The organism is Brotonthovivens ammoniilytica, assembly GCF_025566885.1.
Classification (GTDB): domain Bacteria; phylum Bacillota; class Clostridia; order Lachnospirales; family Lachnospiraceae; genus Brotonthovivens; species Brotonthovivens ammoniilytica.
The window spans coordinates 198,121-213,860 of sequence record NZ_JAOQJQ010000002.1 but is presented as its reverse complement, the minus strand read 5'-3'; the positions used below and the strand labels follow the sequence as shown (position 1 = coordinate 213,860).

The window sequence follows — 15,740 nt, the reverse complement described above, 5'->3', positions numbered from 1 at the left end:
TCAACATATGTTGAATCGGAGAAATCCTATGATTAAATTAAAATCCATCATACAGCACATAGTAGAAACCTTTCAGATTATCATTATTGAATCTTATGAAGAAGAACGCCTGATCAACCGGGTTGATATCTTAACAAAGGATACCATTTATGATTTTAATACGCTTTATTTAAAACCGGACTCTTCCGCTGCACTATCAATACCATCGGATGCCCATCAATATATTCTTCTCACTGATGCTCAATCCAATGAAGCTTTTTGCCAGGTCCGCATGAACCGTTCTCCGGAAGTTCATATTTTATATACGGTAATAAATGAATATCTAAAACTGGAATCCCTCATTGAGAATCACAGTAATCAGCTATACCATGCTCTGTACTACGGACATGGTCTGAAAGATGTTGTATCAAAGGCAGAAAGCTTTCTGAAGCATCCCATCTCTATCTGTGATGCCAGCTATAATATCATAGAAACTTCTCAGCTGATGAATCAGATGCCTTATGGAATAGAAAGAAGCCAGTCCCGCACCTTTCTTACTGCCAGCGAAGTAGAAAGTCTGAAACGTCTGCAGATTGAAGACCGGATTTATGAAAACAAAAGAGCTTTTTTTTCCAAAACAGAAGATCATCCGGATAATAACTGGATTTTCTGCGCAATTCGAATCCAGAATGTTATGGCCGGTTATGTGGCAGTCTGCCTGGAAGCAGACATTGATGCGACCCCTTATGAATTAAAAATTACTACAGCGCTGGCAGATGCATGTGCCATCGAGATGCAGAAACATGATTTCTTTATTACAAGAAGCGGCCTGAAGTATGAAAATTTCCTTATTGATCTTCTGGAGGGACGGTTCCACGATGTAAACCTTATCAGTTCCCGGTTAGAACTGCTAGACCGCAGATTCTGCCAGTTTTTCTGTCTCATCGTCCTTGCCTGCACAGAACCTCATGACAGCACCTTATTTAATAAGCGCCAGATGGCAACACTCCGCACAGTTTATCCAAACAGCATGTCTGTTGTTTATCAGGATACGATTGTTCTGTTTTTAAATCAGGATAAACCGATTCTTCTGGATGAAGAATTTGTGGCACCGCTGAAAAACTTTGCACAGCTCAATCATATGAAAGCCGGTATCAGCCAGCCCTTTGCCGATATTTTAAAAATTAATTCCTTCTATGGGCAGGCCCTTCATACACTGGAGCTGGGAGATGCCATGCACTCAAAAGACCTGCTTTTTTTCGGCTCCGACCTGCTCCCTCAATATCTGTTTTCCAACACTGACTATACCGGCCTGGAAATAGGTATCCACCACCACTTAAAACAGCTGATGGATTATGATAGGATCAACCACACAGAATTTATTCCATCTCTTCGGGCATATCTGGATAATGACAGAAATGCTGCAAAAACCGCAGAATATCTTCATGTCCACAGAAGCACATTTTTTTACAGAATCAAAAAAATAGAAGAATTATTGAATATCTCTATTACAGACAGCAAACTGCTGTTTTTATATGAGTTATCCTTTAAAATATGGGATTATTTGAGCAGGTAGCAAAATTTCCTGCTTGCGTTAGAAAAGAATACCCTGGCATATTCTGCCGAAGGGTGCCAACGCTTGCGGCACTCTTTACCTCCACACCACATTCCCAACTGGAGCTATTTATTGAGTGATGCCCTAGCTCTATTCATGACTATTTATTAACCGATATCCCTTTTATTTTTTCTGTTACACAAAAAGTATCTCAAGATCATTTCATCCAATGATTTTGAGATACTTTTTCGTCTTCTTTCTATTAACTTCCTTCAGCTGCTACCTTACTTCAATCAGTTTCATCAGCCTTAGCAGTGTCAGCCTGCTGCGCACATATGGACTTACATGCAGAATGTCTTCCTTCTGCCCCTCCGTCATCTGTATTTCAGAAAGCGTCGTAATACACCCGGCCTTTTTCATCTTATTCCTTAACTGCTCCGTCTCAGGAAGGTCATCAATCAGGTCCGCAATTTTTTCCAGGGACTCTTCAAACCGTTCCAGATCAATATCTTCCAGCGGATTTGGCGTATTTTCAGCTAGAATCTCTTCCAATACAGTTTCTTTTCCAAACACCTTCTCCAAAAGGCCGTACTCCAGTCCTTTAAGTGTTTCACTCTGTACCACTGTTCTTTTGGCCCGTATCCATCCCGCCAGTTTCTTATATTCCTCAATCACCAGAAGAAGTCCTACAGATACCTTTTCTCCATGAAGAACCGGCTTTGCACACTTCCCGGACTCCATATCCAGCAGATGCGCCACATGATGTTCCGCGCCGGATACCGGTCTTGACGTTCCCGCCATCTGCATGGCAAGCCCTGAAAAAATAAGCGCATACATAAGCTTCTCCATGGCATCCTTATCACCGTCCCGGATATCATCCAGTTCATGGCGGATATCCCTGATCATATCCTCTTCCATTTCACAGATCTCTTCACATATGTATTCATCTGTCAGCAGATGTGAAACTCTCCAATCCAGCAACGCCGTATATTTCCCAAGCACATCTGATATTCCAGCCGCTGTAAGCTTATAGGGAGCTGCGGAAAAAATATCTGTATCCGCCAGAATCCATTCAGGCGCCGCGGCAGGGAGTGTTTTTTTCATCCCATCCCAGGTAATTGCCGCCACCGTTGAAGCAAAGCTGTCTCCGCTGGCAGCTGTAGGTATCGAAACAAACGGAATCCCATGCTCATTGGCGCAGTAGCGTGTCAGTTCATGAATCGTTCCCGCACCAATAGCCACCAAAATGTCTACCGGCACTGCACTGCATCCTCTGTCGCAGAAATCCACCTGTGTCAAAACCTTCTCAACACTCTCATTATCTGCCGTCAGCCCTTCCGGATTTAATTCAATCACCGGATAATCCTTATATTCTTCTTCTAAAAACGGTTCCGCCGCCGCCCGTGTATTGCTGTCGCAGATCAATACCGGATTCTGAAAATTCTCCAGAATGTCCATGAGATGTGAAACCGCTCCCGGTTCCACATAAATCTCCCGGACTTGCAGTTTATGCTCTCTTCCACAGACGCACGGCTTCCTTAAATGACCAAGGTCAATGTCCATTAATTTATCTCCTTTATTTTATTTCACACGTATTCCTATTCAGAAATGCACTGGCTTCCTGATATATAGAACCATTTTCTCATACATTTCAGCACAAAACAACTGAAATTTCATAATTACAATCTGATTTCCTGAAATTTAATCTGATTTTCCCGCAGAATATCCGCTTCCAGCTCCCTGCAGGTAAACAAAAATACCTGTTGTTCCTGTCGCGCCAGCCATTGAAGCACTGCCAAAAGCCGTTGTCTGTCATACCCCGCAAAAGCTTCATCAAACATCAGCGGAAGCTTTTCTTCCCCCGCCAGCAGTCTGCCTGCCGCCATCCGATAAGCAAAATACATCTGCTGCATGGTAGCCTGACTGTACGCTTCGGGCTTTCTTGTCTGAAACTCTGATACAACCTCTATTCCATGCTTTTCATTTATCCGTATATCATCATACTTTCCTTTGGTAATTTGAGAAATAATCTCCGACATCTGTTCATTTAAAAAATCATCCCGGTCCGCCTGAAAGTCGGCAGACAATTTTTTCAATATCTCTTCCGCCAGACATACCGCCTCTTCTTTCCTTAAAAGCTCTAGTTCTTCAGCCCCAGCCGTGCTCTGCTCTTTTTTCTGCTCACGGATATTTTCCAGACTAAGTTCCCTGTCTCTGCCTTCCTCCTCTATTGCAGCCAGAGCACCTTGTATCATTTTTACCGATTCATACATTCTGTTTATTTCCGCTTCTTGCTGCTCCTCTTTCTGCTCAGTGCTGCTCCTTTCCTGTATTTCCCTTAACTCCTCAGCCTTCTTTTGCTGAAACACACGTACAATCCCAAAAACAACCATTCCGGCAAAAATTGCCTGCAGTATAAAAAAGACAGCTCCCGGCAGATGCAGCGTCCCTTTCAAAAGATGATTTAACAAAAAGCATACTACCCCGAAAATAATCCACGGATTCCATGCTCTTTTTTCATTTTCATCCCCCGGCGGGACAATCCCCCCAGCGCTCTTGATATTTTCCTTTCTAAAACTCTCTATACGATACTCAATACGTTTCCGTTCCTCTTTCTTTTCCTGAATTTTTATCTTCACAGATTCATAGTCCCGCATCAGAACTGCTTCTTCCGTTTCAAGCTGTCTAAATCTTTCCTCTCTTTCAGTCTGCAGTATCTTTCGCTGCTTTTCATACCTTTTTCTTCTATCCTGTAATGTACGGACAGCTGCCGACAGCTGAAAGCTTCCATCTCCGGTCCGGGAAAAATTATTTTTCTCATCTGCCAGAAGCGCTCCAAGATCCTTTCCCGGTAAAAGCCGGTCCTGGGAAATAAAATATGTATTTTCATAAGCAGCTTTCGATATTCCTCCAAGAAGCATCTGCAGATCTCCATGCTCCACTGAGAGCTCCTCAAAATCCTGTACATTCAGTAAACGGGAAGTTTTCTCTTTTGAATAAAAATTCCGCTCCAGTAAAAACTCTCTTCCCCCGGTCTCAAACACCATACTACCGGAATAAAAAGAAGGCGCATCCCACGGCTCATACTTCTGATAAGGATCGCCTTCAGAAGCCTTCCCTCTCTTTTTCTCCAATCCAAACAGCATTCCCTTTAAAAACTGCTGCATGGTAGATTTGCCCGCTTCATTTTCACCATATATTATATTCAGACCGTCAGAGAAGTTTTCCTGACAGCTCTGCAGAACTCCAAACTTTCTAATATCTATTCTTTTTATAATCATACTGCCTTTTTCCGTCACACTTTCACAGTCTACTCATTCATAGCCTCAAACATAGCCTGCACGCCATAATACAGCGCATCCTCTTTCAGCCTCTGGTCGGATACTCCCTCCATATATTCAATAAATGCCGCCAGCAAAGTTCCGGAATAATCTTCCTTCAACTTTTCAAAACAATAATCTGCCCCGGTCATATCAAGCACCTTAACAACCCTGGGCAGCTGCTGCAGCTCTTCTACGGGAACTTCCATATCTGCATCCCGCCTTCCGGACAAAATCAAATGTGAGATCTGAAAGGCTTCCCTGGCTGACAGCTGCTCTCTTGCTGCCTCAATCATCTGCCGCTGCCCCATATCCGGTGTTATTTCCACAGTTGTTTTTACGTATTCACAGTTTTTGACAGGGTAAAACTGAACCTGGCAGCTGTCTTTGTAAAGCTCTCCCATCCAGTATCCGTGGGGCCCAAAGTCATTACAGTCCGTCGGTTCCAGAGAACCGCTCATAATAACTTTGTGGTCTTTCAGTTTCTGAGGAATATGTATATGACCAAAGGCCGCATAATCATAACCGGCTTCCTGAAGTTCAGTCAGGGTAAAGGGGTGATGCTTTTCATCACCTCCATGCCCCAGAAGAATCTGAAGCCCTCTTCCATCTAATTTTCCGGTCTGATAGATATGCCGTTTATCTTCCGGCCCCCAATAACTAGAACCCCATACAGTTACATCCAATGAACTTAAATATACCGGCTCCAGGTCCTCCCCTGCAATAAAATGCACGTGTTCCGGCCACACAAAACTCCGGTAATAGGACTTCGGATGCATATAATCATGATTGCCTGCCGCAAGAACAATCTGTGTATTCTTCAATTCGCCAAATAACGCTGCCACTTCCTTCAGCTCCCGCTTCAAAGGCTGTCTGTGAAATAAATCTCCTGCAATCAGCAGCAGATCAGCCTCCTCCTTTGCCGCTAACCTTACCACGCCGGCAAAAGAACTCCAGATATCCTCTGCGCGCCTTTCACTCCATGGTTTTCCCGCATCCGGTTTTACGCCAAGATGAACGTCTGCTATCTGAATAAATTTCATGTCTGCACTCCTTCCGGAAACTTTCCTGACAACTCACGAATCACTTCCCCCGCTAAAATCAAACCCGCAGCTGAAGGGACAAAAGCCAGGCTCCCCGGAACTGTTTTACCGGATTGAGAATCACACTGCGCATGAATTGGCACTGCAGCGGCTTCTCTTGAATAAACTACTTTTAACTTTTCTATTCCCCGTTTCCGAAGCTCCCTCCGCATAACCCGGGCCAGCGGACAGATTTCTGTCTCAAAAATATCCGCCGTCTCAAACCTTGAGGGATCCATCTTATTGCCTGCCCCCATACAGGAAATAATCGGTACCCCGGCTTCCTTTGCCTGCATTACCAGGGCAATTTTAGCACTGACGGTATCTACCGCGTCCACCACATAATCATACTGATTAAAAGAAAACTCCTCCGCTGTCTCCGGCAGATAAAAACAAGGATAACTATTTACCTGTGCATCCGGATTAATGTCAAGAATCCGCTCCTTCATGACATCGACCTTATAACGTCCAACGGTACTGTGAAGCGCAATAATCTGTCTGTTTATATTGGACAGGCTTACCACGTCCTTATCAATCAGATCAAGTGCCCCAATACCGCTTCTGGCCAGCGCTTCCGCCGCATAGCCTCCTACACCGCCGACGCCAAATACCGCTACCCGCGCCCTGCTTAATTTATGTACCCCTTCTTCTCCCAGAAGAAGGGCTGTTCTTGAAAATTCCTGTTTCATGTTTACTGCTCCATTTGTTTTCCGAGAAAACCAGACGCCGTCCGCACCAGCTTATCTTCGGTATCACCCATTTTTTCTTTTTCGTTCTTATTATACAGGATAACCGAACCAATTGCATCCCCTTCACAGATGATGGTACTTACTGCCTGAGAAGCAAATTCACCAGCATCATCAATAGTAATCTTTATGAGATCCTTTTCTGTTTTATTGGCAACAAAATTTTCTCTCTCTTCAATCAGAGCCTCCAGCTGCGCGCTGATCTCTTTTCCTTCAAATTCCTTTTTTCCCGTTCCCGCTGCCGCAATGACATGATCACGATCTGTAACACATGCCAGACATCCTGATGTTTTAGCAAGACTTTCTGCATACTGGCCTGCAAACTGCCCCAGCTCCCCAATAGGCGAATACTTTTTCAGAATTATTTCCCCTTCTCTGTCAGTAAAAATTTCCAGCGGATCTCCTTCCCGGATCCTTAATGTACGCCGGATTTCTTTTGGCACCACGACTCTCCCCAGATCATCTATTCTGCGCACAATTCCTGTTGCTTTCATAAAATAAATTCCTCCATTTAACAATTTTCCATTTATCTTCATCGTTTGGATAAATGTAGTATTCGTCAAATGGAAATTTTTATACTATAACATTAAAAAACATTTTTTTGTGTTATACTGACTTTAAACTTTTACACAGGAGGTTTTATTATGTACACATGGGAAGAAATCCAGGCCGAAATATCGTCCTGTACCAGATGTCCCCTCTCCCGTTCCAGGCATCTAGCAGTTCCCGGACAGGGTTCTTTCAAGGCGGACCTTATGTTTGTGGCAGAAGCCCCCGGTGCCCAGGAGGATCAGATGGGCATTCCCTTTATTGGACCTGCCGGCACAGTTTTTGACGAACTTTTGTCCGGAGCAGATCTGAGCCGGCAAGACATTTATCTGACCAACATTATTAAATGTCATCCTCCGGGAAACCGGGACCCCAAAGATTATGAAAAAGACGCCTGCTTCCCGTATCTAAAACTGGAAACTTATCTTTTAAAGCCCAAAATCATTGTCTGTCTCGGACGTGTAGCAGCTCAGCGTTTAATTGAACCTAACTACCGTATTACAAGACAGCACGGGACCTGGATTCATCGGAAAAACTGCTATCTAACCGCAGTCTACCATCCTTCCGCCCTTCTGCGCGATCCTTCCAAACTAGAAGATGCCCGGCGGGATTTTAAGGAAATATGCAAAAAACGAAAGGAAATACATACAAATCTGGCCAACGGATAGATCTACACACAAAAAAGAGATTTGCCCCCTTACATCTGCTCCGGCTCCCAAGCACCGGATTATCTCACAAAGAAAGACGTTTTTTAAGGTCTGCAAATCTCTTTATAATTTTTAAGCAGGACTGCCGGTATCATAATCTATACGATACCGTTCTCCTTTACCTTTCTGCCAAAATTTCTGTTTTATCCTGCCATTCTGCTTCTTTAAATCCAACCAGAACAGTATCCCCATCCACCAGAATCGGACGTTTTACAAGCATCCCATCTGTTGACAGCAGCTCCAGCTTTTCATCCAGACTCATATCCGCAAGCCTGTCCTTTAATTTCATTTCTTTGTAAAGATTGCCGCTTGTATTAAAAAATCGTTTGATATCCAGTCCGCTTTTCTCATGCCACAAGGCCAGCTCCTCTTTGGTTGGATTTTGTTCCTTAATCGGGCGCACTGTATATTCCACGCCCTGCTCCTGCAGCCATTTTTCCGCCTTTTTACAGGTAGAGCATTTTGAATAACATATAAATAAAGCCATTATTTACCTCCTGATTTATGTTGATTAAATACCACATCGCCTTTTTCTTCGAATATTTCAATCAGATTACCTGTATTATCACGGATAAATACTCCATAGGTATCATCTACTTCCGCCACCATGGCGATTTCCACTCCCAGAGCCTCCAGCTGAGCCTTGGCAGCCCTTCCGTCCGGCACACCGAAAGACATGTGTTTATTACCCTGAGTCATCAGATCACGGTTTGGCACTTTCCGGTCTTCAGGTAATAAGGCCGAGCCCTGAGCCTCAAATACTTCCAGTAAAAAGCCTTCTCCCTGCAGATGAGCTACACGGATATCTGCTCCCGGAATTTCTGAGCGGTTAACTACATAAAATCCAAAAATATTCGAGTACCACTGAATGGTTTCCTCCAGATCTGCTACACTGATTGCAAAATGATTAATTCCGTTTATTTTCACTGCCATAATTCTTCCTCCATATTAAAAACCATATAAATTAGTATTACCTATCTCATCTGACTTGTCAATTCCGAAACCGCCTGATAATATTCTTTTTCCTAATGAAATAGATGAAGTCTACATAAACTGTAAAAAGAACCCCGGGCAAAGATTTTCCTTTGAATATAGTGCATCACAGCTCCATTTGTGCTAAAATTTTTACAATTACAATTTTTACTTTTAAATCGAAAGGGGATTTATATGAAATTTACAAAAATGCATGGCTGCGGCAATGATTATATCTATGTGAACTGTTTTGAAGAGTCCCTCTCAAATCCAAATGAGGTCTCCAGAATCGTCAGTGACCGGCATTTTGGAATTGGTTCCGACGGCCTGATCTGCATCTGCCCTTCTAAAACCGCAGATTTTAGGATGGCAATGTACAATGCCGACGGTTCCGAAGGGAAAATGTGCGGCAACGGAATCCGCTGTGTTGCCAAATACGTATACGACAATAAATTGACAGATAAAACTACTATTACGGTAGAAACATTATCCGGAATTAAAACTTTAAATCTCAATGTCTCAAATGGTTCTGTAAAAACCGTAACTGTTGACATGGGTGCACCATCCCTGACCCCTGCGGATGTACCTGTAGTTATTCCCAATGGCCCAAAAGACTCCGTTGTAAACACTCCCATTACAGTGTCCGTTGACGGAAAGGAGACAGAATATCGGATGACCTGCGTCTCTATGGGTAATCCTCATGCCATTATATTTGTAGATGACGTACACATTCTTGATCTGGAAAAAATCGGACCTTTGTTTGAAAAACATCCATACTTCCCGGAACAGGTAAATACCGAATTTATCCATGTGATTGACAGAAATCAGATTGATATGCGCGTCTGGGAACGAGGCTCCGGAGAAACTCTCGCCTGCGGTACCGGAGCGTGCGCCAGTGTTGTAGCCTGCGTCCTAAACGGACTAACCGAAAACAATGTGACCGTCCACCTGCTGGGAGGAGACCTTACGATCCATTACGATCAGAACAAAAATACTGTATTTATGACCGGTCCGGCAGCCATCATCTGTACCGGCAGCATTGAAATCTAAAAGGAGGTTCCCATGAAACTAATTAATTTACTCTCCAAACTGGATTATAACTGTCTGAAAGGCTCTGTGGAAACAAAAGTTTCCCGGCTTATTTACGACTCACGCAAAGTCAGCCCCCAGGATGTGTTTGTCTGCATAAGCGGAACCGCAAGAGACGCCCATGATTTTGTTACAGATGTGGCAAAAGCAGGTGCTGCCGCCGTAATTGTAGAAAAAGACGTCGCAGATCAGCTGGCCGGATTTGATATTACCATTATCCAGGTTGAAAATACCCGTCATGCCCTGGCCTGCATGTCCGCAGATTACTTTGGCAATCCCGCCGAAAAGCTGACTACTATCGGCATTACGGGAACAAAGGGAAAAACCACTACTACCTATATGGTTAAGTCTGTTCTGGAAAAGACAGGTGTCAAAACCGGACTGATCGGAACCATTGAAACGATCATTGGAGATGAACATATTCCAGCTGCAAACACAACGCCGGAATCTTATATTGTTCAGGAAACATTTGCCAAAATGGCTGCTGCCGGCTGTCAGTGTGTGGTAATGGAAGTCTCCTCACAGGGGCTGATGCTTCACCGGGTATCCGGATTCACATTTGATTATGGTATTTTCACCAACCTATCAGAAGATCATATCGGTCCTGCAGAACATAAAGATTTTCAGGATTATTTAAACTGCAAGGCAATGCTGTTTCGGCAGTGCCGGCACGGAATTGTAAACGCGGATGATCCTTATGTTGACCAGATGATAAAAAATGCTTCCTGTGATATCGAAACCTTTGGACTAGAAAAAGATGCCGATCTTAAGGCATCCGATCTGGATTTGTTTACCAAACCCGGAATACTCGGTATCCGCTATCAGTTATCCGGGAAAGTCAACATGAAAGTTGAAGTAGACATCCCCGGCCGTTTCAGTGTCTACAATTCACTGACTGCCATTGCCGTATGTCTGCATTTTACAGATGATCTGTCTTTGATCAAAGATGTTCTCAAAGATGTTCAGGTAAAAGGAAGAGTAGAAATCGTTCCCGTTTCAGACAAATTTACTATTATGATTGACTATGCCCATAATGCTATGAGCCTTGAGAGCCTCTTAAGCTCCCTGCGGGAATACCATCCCCGACGCCTTGTCACAGTATTTGGCTGCGGCGGTAACCGTTCCAAAGCACGCCGCTTTGAAATGGGGGAGGTTTCATCCCGCATGGCAGATTTTTCTATTATTACTTCCGATAATCCCCGCTTTGAAAAACCAGGGGAAATTATTAATGATATCCTGACCGGCGTCCAGAAAGCTGATGGCGCCTATAGGATGATTGAAGACCGTACCAATGCAATTTCCTATGCCTTAGAACACGCTCAGGAAGGGGATGTTATTATTGTGGCCGGAAAAGGACATGAAGATTATCAGGAAATCGAAGGTATCAAGCATCACTTCAGCGATCGGGAAGTCATTGAGGAGCAGGCCCGCAGACTGAATCTGGGCCGTTCATCAAAAAGCTGATTCAACACACAGACATTTTTTAAAGGCCGCCACATCATTACCAGATGTGATGGCCTTTTTCCTTAATTATTTTTCTGTCAATTATTTTTCAAAATATCTTCTATCTGCTCCCGCTCCGGCATAGAACGAAGGGCTCCTTTTCTTGTAGTTACCAGATAGGCGGCGGCATTTGCGAACCGAAGCATTTCTGTTAAATCTTCCTTGGAAAGATTCTCAATGCCATGCTCCAATACAAAATTTAAAACCGCTCCTCCAAAGGTATCTCCTGCCCCGGTAGTCTCAATAGTTCCACCCAGCAGAAAGCCCGGAACAAATACCTTCATATCTTTGTAATAAGAATAGCTTCCGTCGCCTCCGGCCGTGACATTTAACAATTTTATATTTGGATATTTTTCTTTAAAATCCACAGCTCCTGCTTCAATATCCGACGTTCCCGTCATCATCTCCAGCTCTTCTTCAGAAATCTTGAGAATATCACACTGAGAGAGGCCATAGGCAATCTGTTCTCTAGCTGCTTCTTTGCTTTTCCATAAAGGCTCTCTGTAATTTGGATCAAAAGACAGCAGCATCCCCGCTTCTTTTGCAATTTCAATGGCTTTTCTCGTTGCAGCTCTGACACCGTCATGTGTCATGGATAATGTTCCATAATGAAAGATTTTAGCACGTTTGATTAATTTAGGATCTACTTCATCTGCGGTCAGCATCACATCTGCACCCGGATCTCTATAAAAGGAAAAATCCCGGTCGCCGCTCTTATCTGTATGAACCAGCGCAAGCGTTGTATGATATACATCATCCAGATACAGACCTTCTGTATCAATTCCAAGCTCCTCCAGCGTTTGTTTCAGCATCCGTCCAAATCCATCGTTTCCTACTTTACCGATAAAACCGGTTTTCCTGCCCAGCTTATTTAATATCGCCAATACATTGCAGGGGGCTCCGCCCGGATTTGCTTCGAACAATCCGTTTCCCTGTTCACTGATTCCGTTGCTGGTAAAATCAATTAATAATTCACCAAGGGCCAATACATCAATATCTTTCATTCTGTTATCCAATCCTTTCGTTTATCATTTAATATTTTGTCTCAGACAGCAGCATTTCCGGTTCCGTAATCTCATCCTTTTCAATGGCCAGGGAATGCTCAAGAGCCTGAATCAGCACTTCTAACACCGCCATCTCACTTAACCTGGAATATTGAGAATGCTTATTAACCTCTCCGTCTCCTGAGGCTGACAGCAGCAGGTAATCCGCTGTTCTGGATACCGGTGAATACCGATACCCTGTAACGGCCATGGTTTTCATGCCTTTTTCCTTTGCCATCTCAAGGGCCTGCACAACAGTCCGGGAGGTCCCCGACCACGAAACAGCCAGGACAGCATCCGTTTTTTGTGCCAGATTTATATGATTCATATAATATTCAGGCTGCATATTATAACTGCAGCGAATGCCGATCCTCTCCAGCCTGTATCCGCAATACAAACACAAAGGCCCGGTATTTCCGGCAGCAACCAGATGGAGCATTGTACTGTTTTTTAACAGCTCCACACTTTCATAAAAAACACTTTCATCTATGGCCGCTCCTGCACTAATAATTCCCTCCGCCATTTCCTTAAAATATCCTGTCATAGAGGTATTCACCAGACCGTCTCTTTTCAGAGATAAATCCCGTCTCCCAATATCTCTAGAAAGACATATTTTCATCTGATAATATCCTTCATATCCTAAATGCTTGCATAACCGGATAACAGTGGCATCACTGACCCCGCTGTAATTGGCCAGTTCCGAAACATTGGCATTTACTGCAAGATCTGGATTTTTTAATATAAAATCTGCCACCTTTTTTTCAGCCTGAAAAATCTTGTCATACATTTCAGTAATTGTCAATAATACCGTTTTTTGTGCCGTCTTTGTCATGATAAAACCTTCTTACACTTTATTAACTTAGAAACAGATCTGAACTCCGGACACAAAAGAATCGCCCAGTCCGATAGTATATTTTGGCTTATCAATATATTTAGATGGAACTAAAACCACCTCATCCGCATACTTGCTGGCCTGTACTTTTTCCAGATCAGAAACACCTCTGGGTGAAAGGTCAAGATCCAGCAGTTCTTTTACCTGTTCCTTGGCTGCATACCATCCGTTGGCCGCTTTTCCTGTAGCCAGAAGATTTCCACAGATCAGTCCCAGCTCAATATCAACGTCCAGTTTTTCACCTACATACATGGCATAATTGGCTGTATGCACTACAACTCCTTTTTTCACGCCAAATTTTTCACGGATAAATCTGGCTCCTTCCACACAGGAAATTATGTCTTCTATCACTACATTAAAATCAAAAGATTCTAATGTATAAGCCAGTTCCTCTTCATTCAGGCTGACAATATCGCACTCCGAATAAATGGTTTCCAGACAGGTATTGCGCACTTCCGTATTATGATAATGGGCGTCCTCAAAAAATACAACCCCGGACGGATTGGCTTTTTTATATTTATGAACATGTTCTCTTACATATTCCAGCCTCTCTTTCAGCAGATTTTTATCGCTTAAAGCATTAAAGCTGGACAATACATTACTGCTGATTTTTTCTGCATGTTCTTCAATAAATCTAAAGTAAGGCTCCGAAAACGGAACATACTCGTTTACAGTAATTTTGGTTACAATCATCCTGTTGGAAGTAGGAATCATTGCTTCCTGTTCGCCCAGCCTGATCACATCACCCTTTTTAAACTGTATAATATAATGAATCTCCTGATCCGCTGTCTGTTCACACTCATCAGTATGAATCATTCTTCCGTCTTTGGAAATCGTGTAAATATATGGTGTATTTAAAATATCACACACTTCCTTAGAATCATCTGTGAGATGTACAATAGAAGGACAGCCTACCGCGGATAAGGCCATTGCCGCCTGAACAGCAGTTCCGCCCATACCATACTGCCAGTTAAAACTGTCCGACATCACCTGGGTATTTTCAACATCCACCTCCCCGCCAATGCCATGTATACAGTAATATACAACCGAATGAAGCAGATCTTCCATTGTTTTAATGGATTTAGCCACCTTCATATCTTCCAGCCTTTCGTCCGGAACATAGGTTTCAAGAAGCCGGTTCAATGTTTCCACATTGAAATCACACAGCAGGTCAAGATTACTGGTATATCCCATAGCCGGATAACGCTCCTCTTTGATACGTGCTGCAAACGTCTCGTCCATTTTAGAGAATACTTCTGCGTACTTTTCGTTCATTGTCATATTGTTTACTCCATTCTCATTACATTAATGCAAATGCTTTTATTTTCTCCATTACAACTGCTTTAGCCGCTTTTTCTGAAGGTCCCCAGAGATTTTCACAGGAATACTTAAATCCCTCACTCTGAATTGTTTTTATATATGTTGTTCCCATTGCCACCTGAATATCTGTGCAGATATTTACTTTACGGATACCGTGGCGTATGGCCTCCTGCACCTGGTTCATGGGTGTACCCGAACCTCCGTGGAGCACAATGGGAAGATCTACAACTTCTTTAATTCTGTCCAGCCGTTCAATATTTAACTTTGGCTCGAATGTATACTGGCCATGAGCTGTACCGATAGACACAGCCAAAGCATCAATCCCGGTATCTTTTACAAACTGAAGTGCTTCCCCGGGGTCTGTCTGAGCAGCTTCCGGTCCTTTCACAATGATATCGCCTTCTTCTCCCACCAGTCTGCCAAGCTCACCTTCCACGGTAACTCCTGCAGCATGTGCACGCCGGGCAACTTTTCTGGTAATTTCCATATTTTCCTCATACGGAAGCGCTGATGCGTCAATCATAACAGAAGTAAATCCTGCATTAATCGCAGCATTACAATCTTCGAAGGTTGTGGCATGATCCAGATGCAGAGCTACCGGAACTGTACTGTTTTTTGCAGCCATATAGGCCGTCTCAACAGTCTCCTCAAAACCGCCCATCCGGTCAATCTCCAGCTTACCGCCCTGCAGAATAACAGGTACATCCAGCTCCTGAGCTGCCTGAACAATAGCCCGTGCCACTTCATATGACCAAAATTCAAATGCTCCCAGGGCAATCCCTCTTTGATCTGCAATCTTTAAAGCTTCTTTCATTGTTACTAAATTTGTGTTTTTCATAATATGAAACCTTCCTTTTTGTATAATATCATAAATTTATGTACTCGTACAGATTTTACTCTGTGAATTTTGCTGGACTATATCCTTTTTCTTTCCTTTACTTTCTACAAACCCAAATACCTGCAGGAATTGAAAAACTCTGCAA

The 15,740-nt window shown here is 43.3% G+C and carries 15 protein-coding genes; 4 read left to right on the top strand and 11 right to left on the bottom strand.

The window, feature by feature from the left end; genetic code table 11:
• Window positions 1-28 precede the first annotated feature (28 nt).
• Window positions 29-1,555 (top strand): PucR family transcriptional regulator, encoded by a 1,527-nt coding sequence (locus OCV88_RS05485; protein WP_262590779.1) that lies wholly within the window; start codon window positions 29-31, stop codon window positions 1,553-1,555.
• Between the two features lie 258 nt (window positions 1,556-1,813).
• On the opposite strand, the gene OCV88_RS05480 is transcribed toward OCV88_RS05485, so the two are convergent.
• The 5 genes from OCV88_RS05480 to spoVT form a co-directional block, all read right to left on the bottom strand.
• Window positions 1,814-3,097: a sn-glycerol-1-phosphate dehydrogenase gene (locus OCV88_RS05480; protein WP_158424573.1), complete on the bottom strand. Its 1,284-nt coding sequence runs from the start codon at window positions 3,095-3,097 to the stop codon at window positions 1,814-1,816.
• Window positions 3,098-3,213: 116 nt separating this feature from the next.
• Window positions 3,214-4,815, bottom strand: coding sequence for an ATP-binding protein (locus tag OCV88_RS05475; protein ID WP_158424572.1), 1,602 nt, complete (start codon window positions 4,813-4,815; stop codon window positions 3,214-3,216).
• Between the two features lie 29 nt (window positions 4,816-4,844).
• Window positions 4,845-5,897, bottom strand: a complete 1,053-nt coding sequence (locus tag OCV88_RS05470; RefSeq protein ID WP_158424571.1) for a metallophosphoesterase family protein — start codon at window positions 5,895-5,897, stop codon at window positions 4,845-4,847.
• A complete protein-coding gene (locus OCV88_RS05465; RefSeq protein WP_158424570.1) occupies window positions 5,894-6,625 on the bottom strand; it encodes a tRNA threonylcarbamoyladenosine dehydratase in 732 nt (243 codons plus the stop codon). The genes OCV88_RS05470 and OCV88_RS05465 overlap by 4 nt, the downstream gene beginning before the upstream one ends.
• Window positions 6,626-6,627: 2 nt before the next feature.
• The gene (gene spoVT, locus OCV88_RS05460) at window positions 6,628-7,176 is read right to left on the bottom strand and encodes a stage V sporulation protein T (RefSeq protein ID WP_158424569.1); all 549 of its coding nucleotides are present in this window, start codon (window positions 7,174-7,176) and stop codon (window positions 6,628-6,630) included.
• Window positions 7,177-7,326: 150 nt separating this feature from the next.
• On the opposite strand from spoVT, the gene OCV88_RS05455 reads away from it, so the two are divergent.
• Window positions 7,327-7,899: a uracil-DNA glycosylase gene (locus OCV88_RS05455; RefSeq protein ID WP_262590776.1), complete on the top strand. Its 573-nt coding sequence runs from the start codon at window positions 7,327-7,329 to the stop codon at window positions 7,897-7,899.
• Window positions 7,900-8,056: 157 nt separating this feature from the next.
• On the opposite strand, the gene OCV88_RS05450 is transcribed toward OCV88_RS05455, so the two are convergent.
• Together OCV88_RS05450 and OCV88_RS05445 are read right to left on the bottom strand one after the other, a co-directional pair.
• Window positions 8,057-8,425: an arsenate reductase family protein gene (locus OCV88_RS05450; protein WP_158424567.1), complete on the bottom strand. Its 369-nt coding sequence runs from the start codon at window positions 8,423-8,425 to the stop codon at window positions 8,057-8,059.
• Complete coding sequence (locus OCV88_RS05445) at window positions 8,425-8,871, bottom strand: VOC family protein (RefSeq protein WP_158424566.1); 447 nt, start codon at window positions 8,869-8,871, stop codon at window positions 8,425-8,427. The genes OCV88_RS05450 and OCV88_RS05445 overlap by 1 nt, the downstream gene beginning before the upstream one ends.
• 234 nt (window positions 8,872-9,105) lie before the next feature.
• Between OCV88_RS05445 and dapF the strand changes: the two genes are divergently transcribed.
• The gene (dapF, locus tag OCV88_RS05440; RefSeq protein WP_158424565.1) at window positions 9,106-9,960 is read left to right on the top strand and encodes a diaminopimelate epimerase; all 855 of its coding nucleotides are present in this window, start codon (window positions 9,106-9,108) and stop codon (window positions 9,958-9,960) included.
• 12 nt (window positions 9,961-9,972) lie between these two features.
• The gene (locus tag OCV88_RS05435) at window positions 9,973-11,463 is read left to right on the top strand and encodes a UDP-N-acetylmuramoyl-L-alanyl-D-glutamate--2,6-diaminopimelate ligase (protein ID WP_158424564.1); all 1,491 of its coding nucleotides are present in this window, start codon (window positions 9,973-9,975) and stop codon (window positions 11,461-11,463) included.
• 77 nt (window positions 11,464-11,540) lie between these two features.
• Here the strand turns inward: OCV88_RS05435 and OCV88_RS05430 are convergent, their stop codons facing one another.
• The 4 genes from OCV88_RS05430 to OCV88_RS05415 are packed head-to-tail and all read right to left on the bottom strand — an operon-like array spanning window position 11,541 to window position 15,595.
• Window positions 11,541-12,506 carry a carbohydrate kinase family protein gene (locus OCV88_RS05430; protein ID WP_158424563.1) on the bottom strand — a complete coding sequence of 322 codons (966 nt, stop codon included), beginning with the start codon at window positions 12,504-12,506 and terminating at the stop codon, window positions 11,541-11,543.
• Window positions 12,507-12,534: 28 nt separating this feature from the next.
• Complete coding sequence (locus tag OCV88_RS05425; RefSeq protein ID WP_158424562.1) at window positions 12,535-13,377, bottom strand: MurR/RpiR family transcriptional regulator; 843 nt, start codon at window positions 13,375-13,377, stop codon at window positions 12,535-12,537.
• Between the two features lie 27 nt (window positions 13,378-13,404).
• Window positions 13,405-14,718 carry an ADP-dependent glucokinase/phosphofructokinase gene (locus tag OCV88_RS05420; RefSeq protein WP_158424561.1) on the bottom strand — a complete coding sequence of 438 codons (1,314 nt, stop codon included), beginning with the start codon at window positions 14,716-14,718 and terminating at the stop codon, window positions 13,405-13,407.
• 19 nt (window positions 14,719-14,737) lie between these two features.
• A complete protein-coding gene (locus OCV88_RS05415) occupies window positions 14,738-15,595 on the bottom strand; it encodes a class II fructose-bisphosphate aldolase (protein WP_158424560.1) in 858 nt (285 codons plus the stop codon).
• Between the last annotated feature and the right edge of the window lie 145 nt (window positions 15,596-15,740).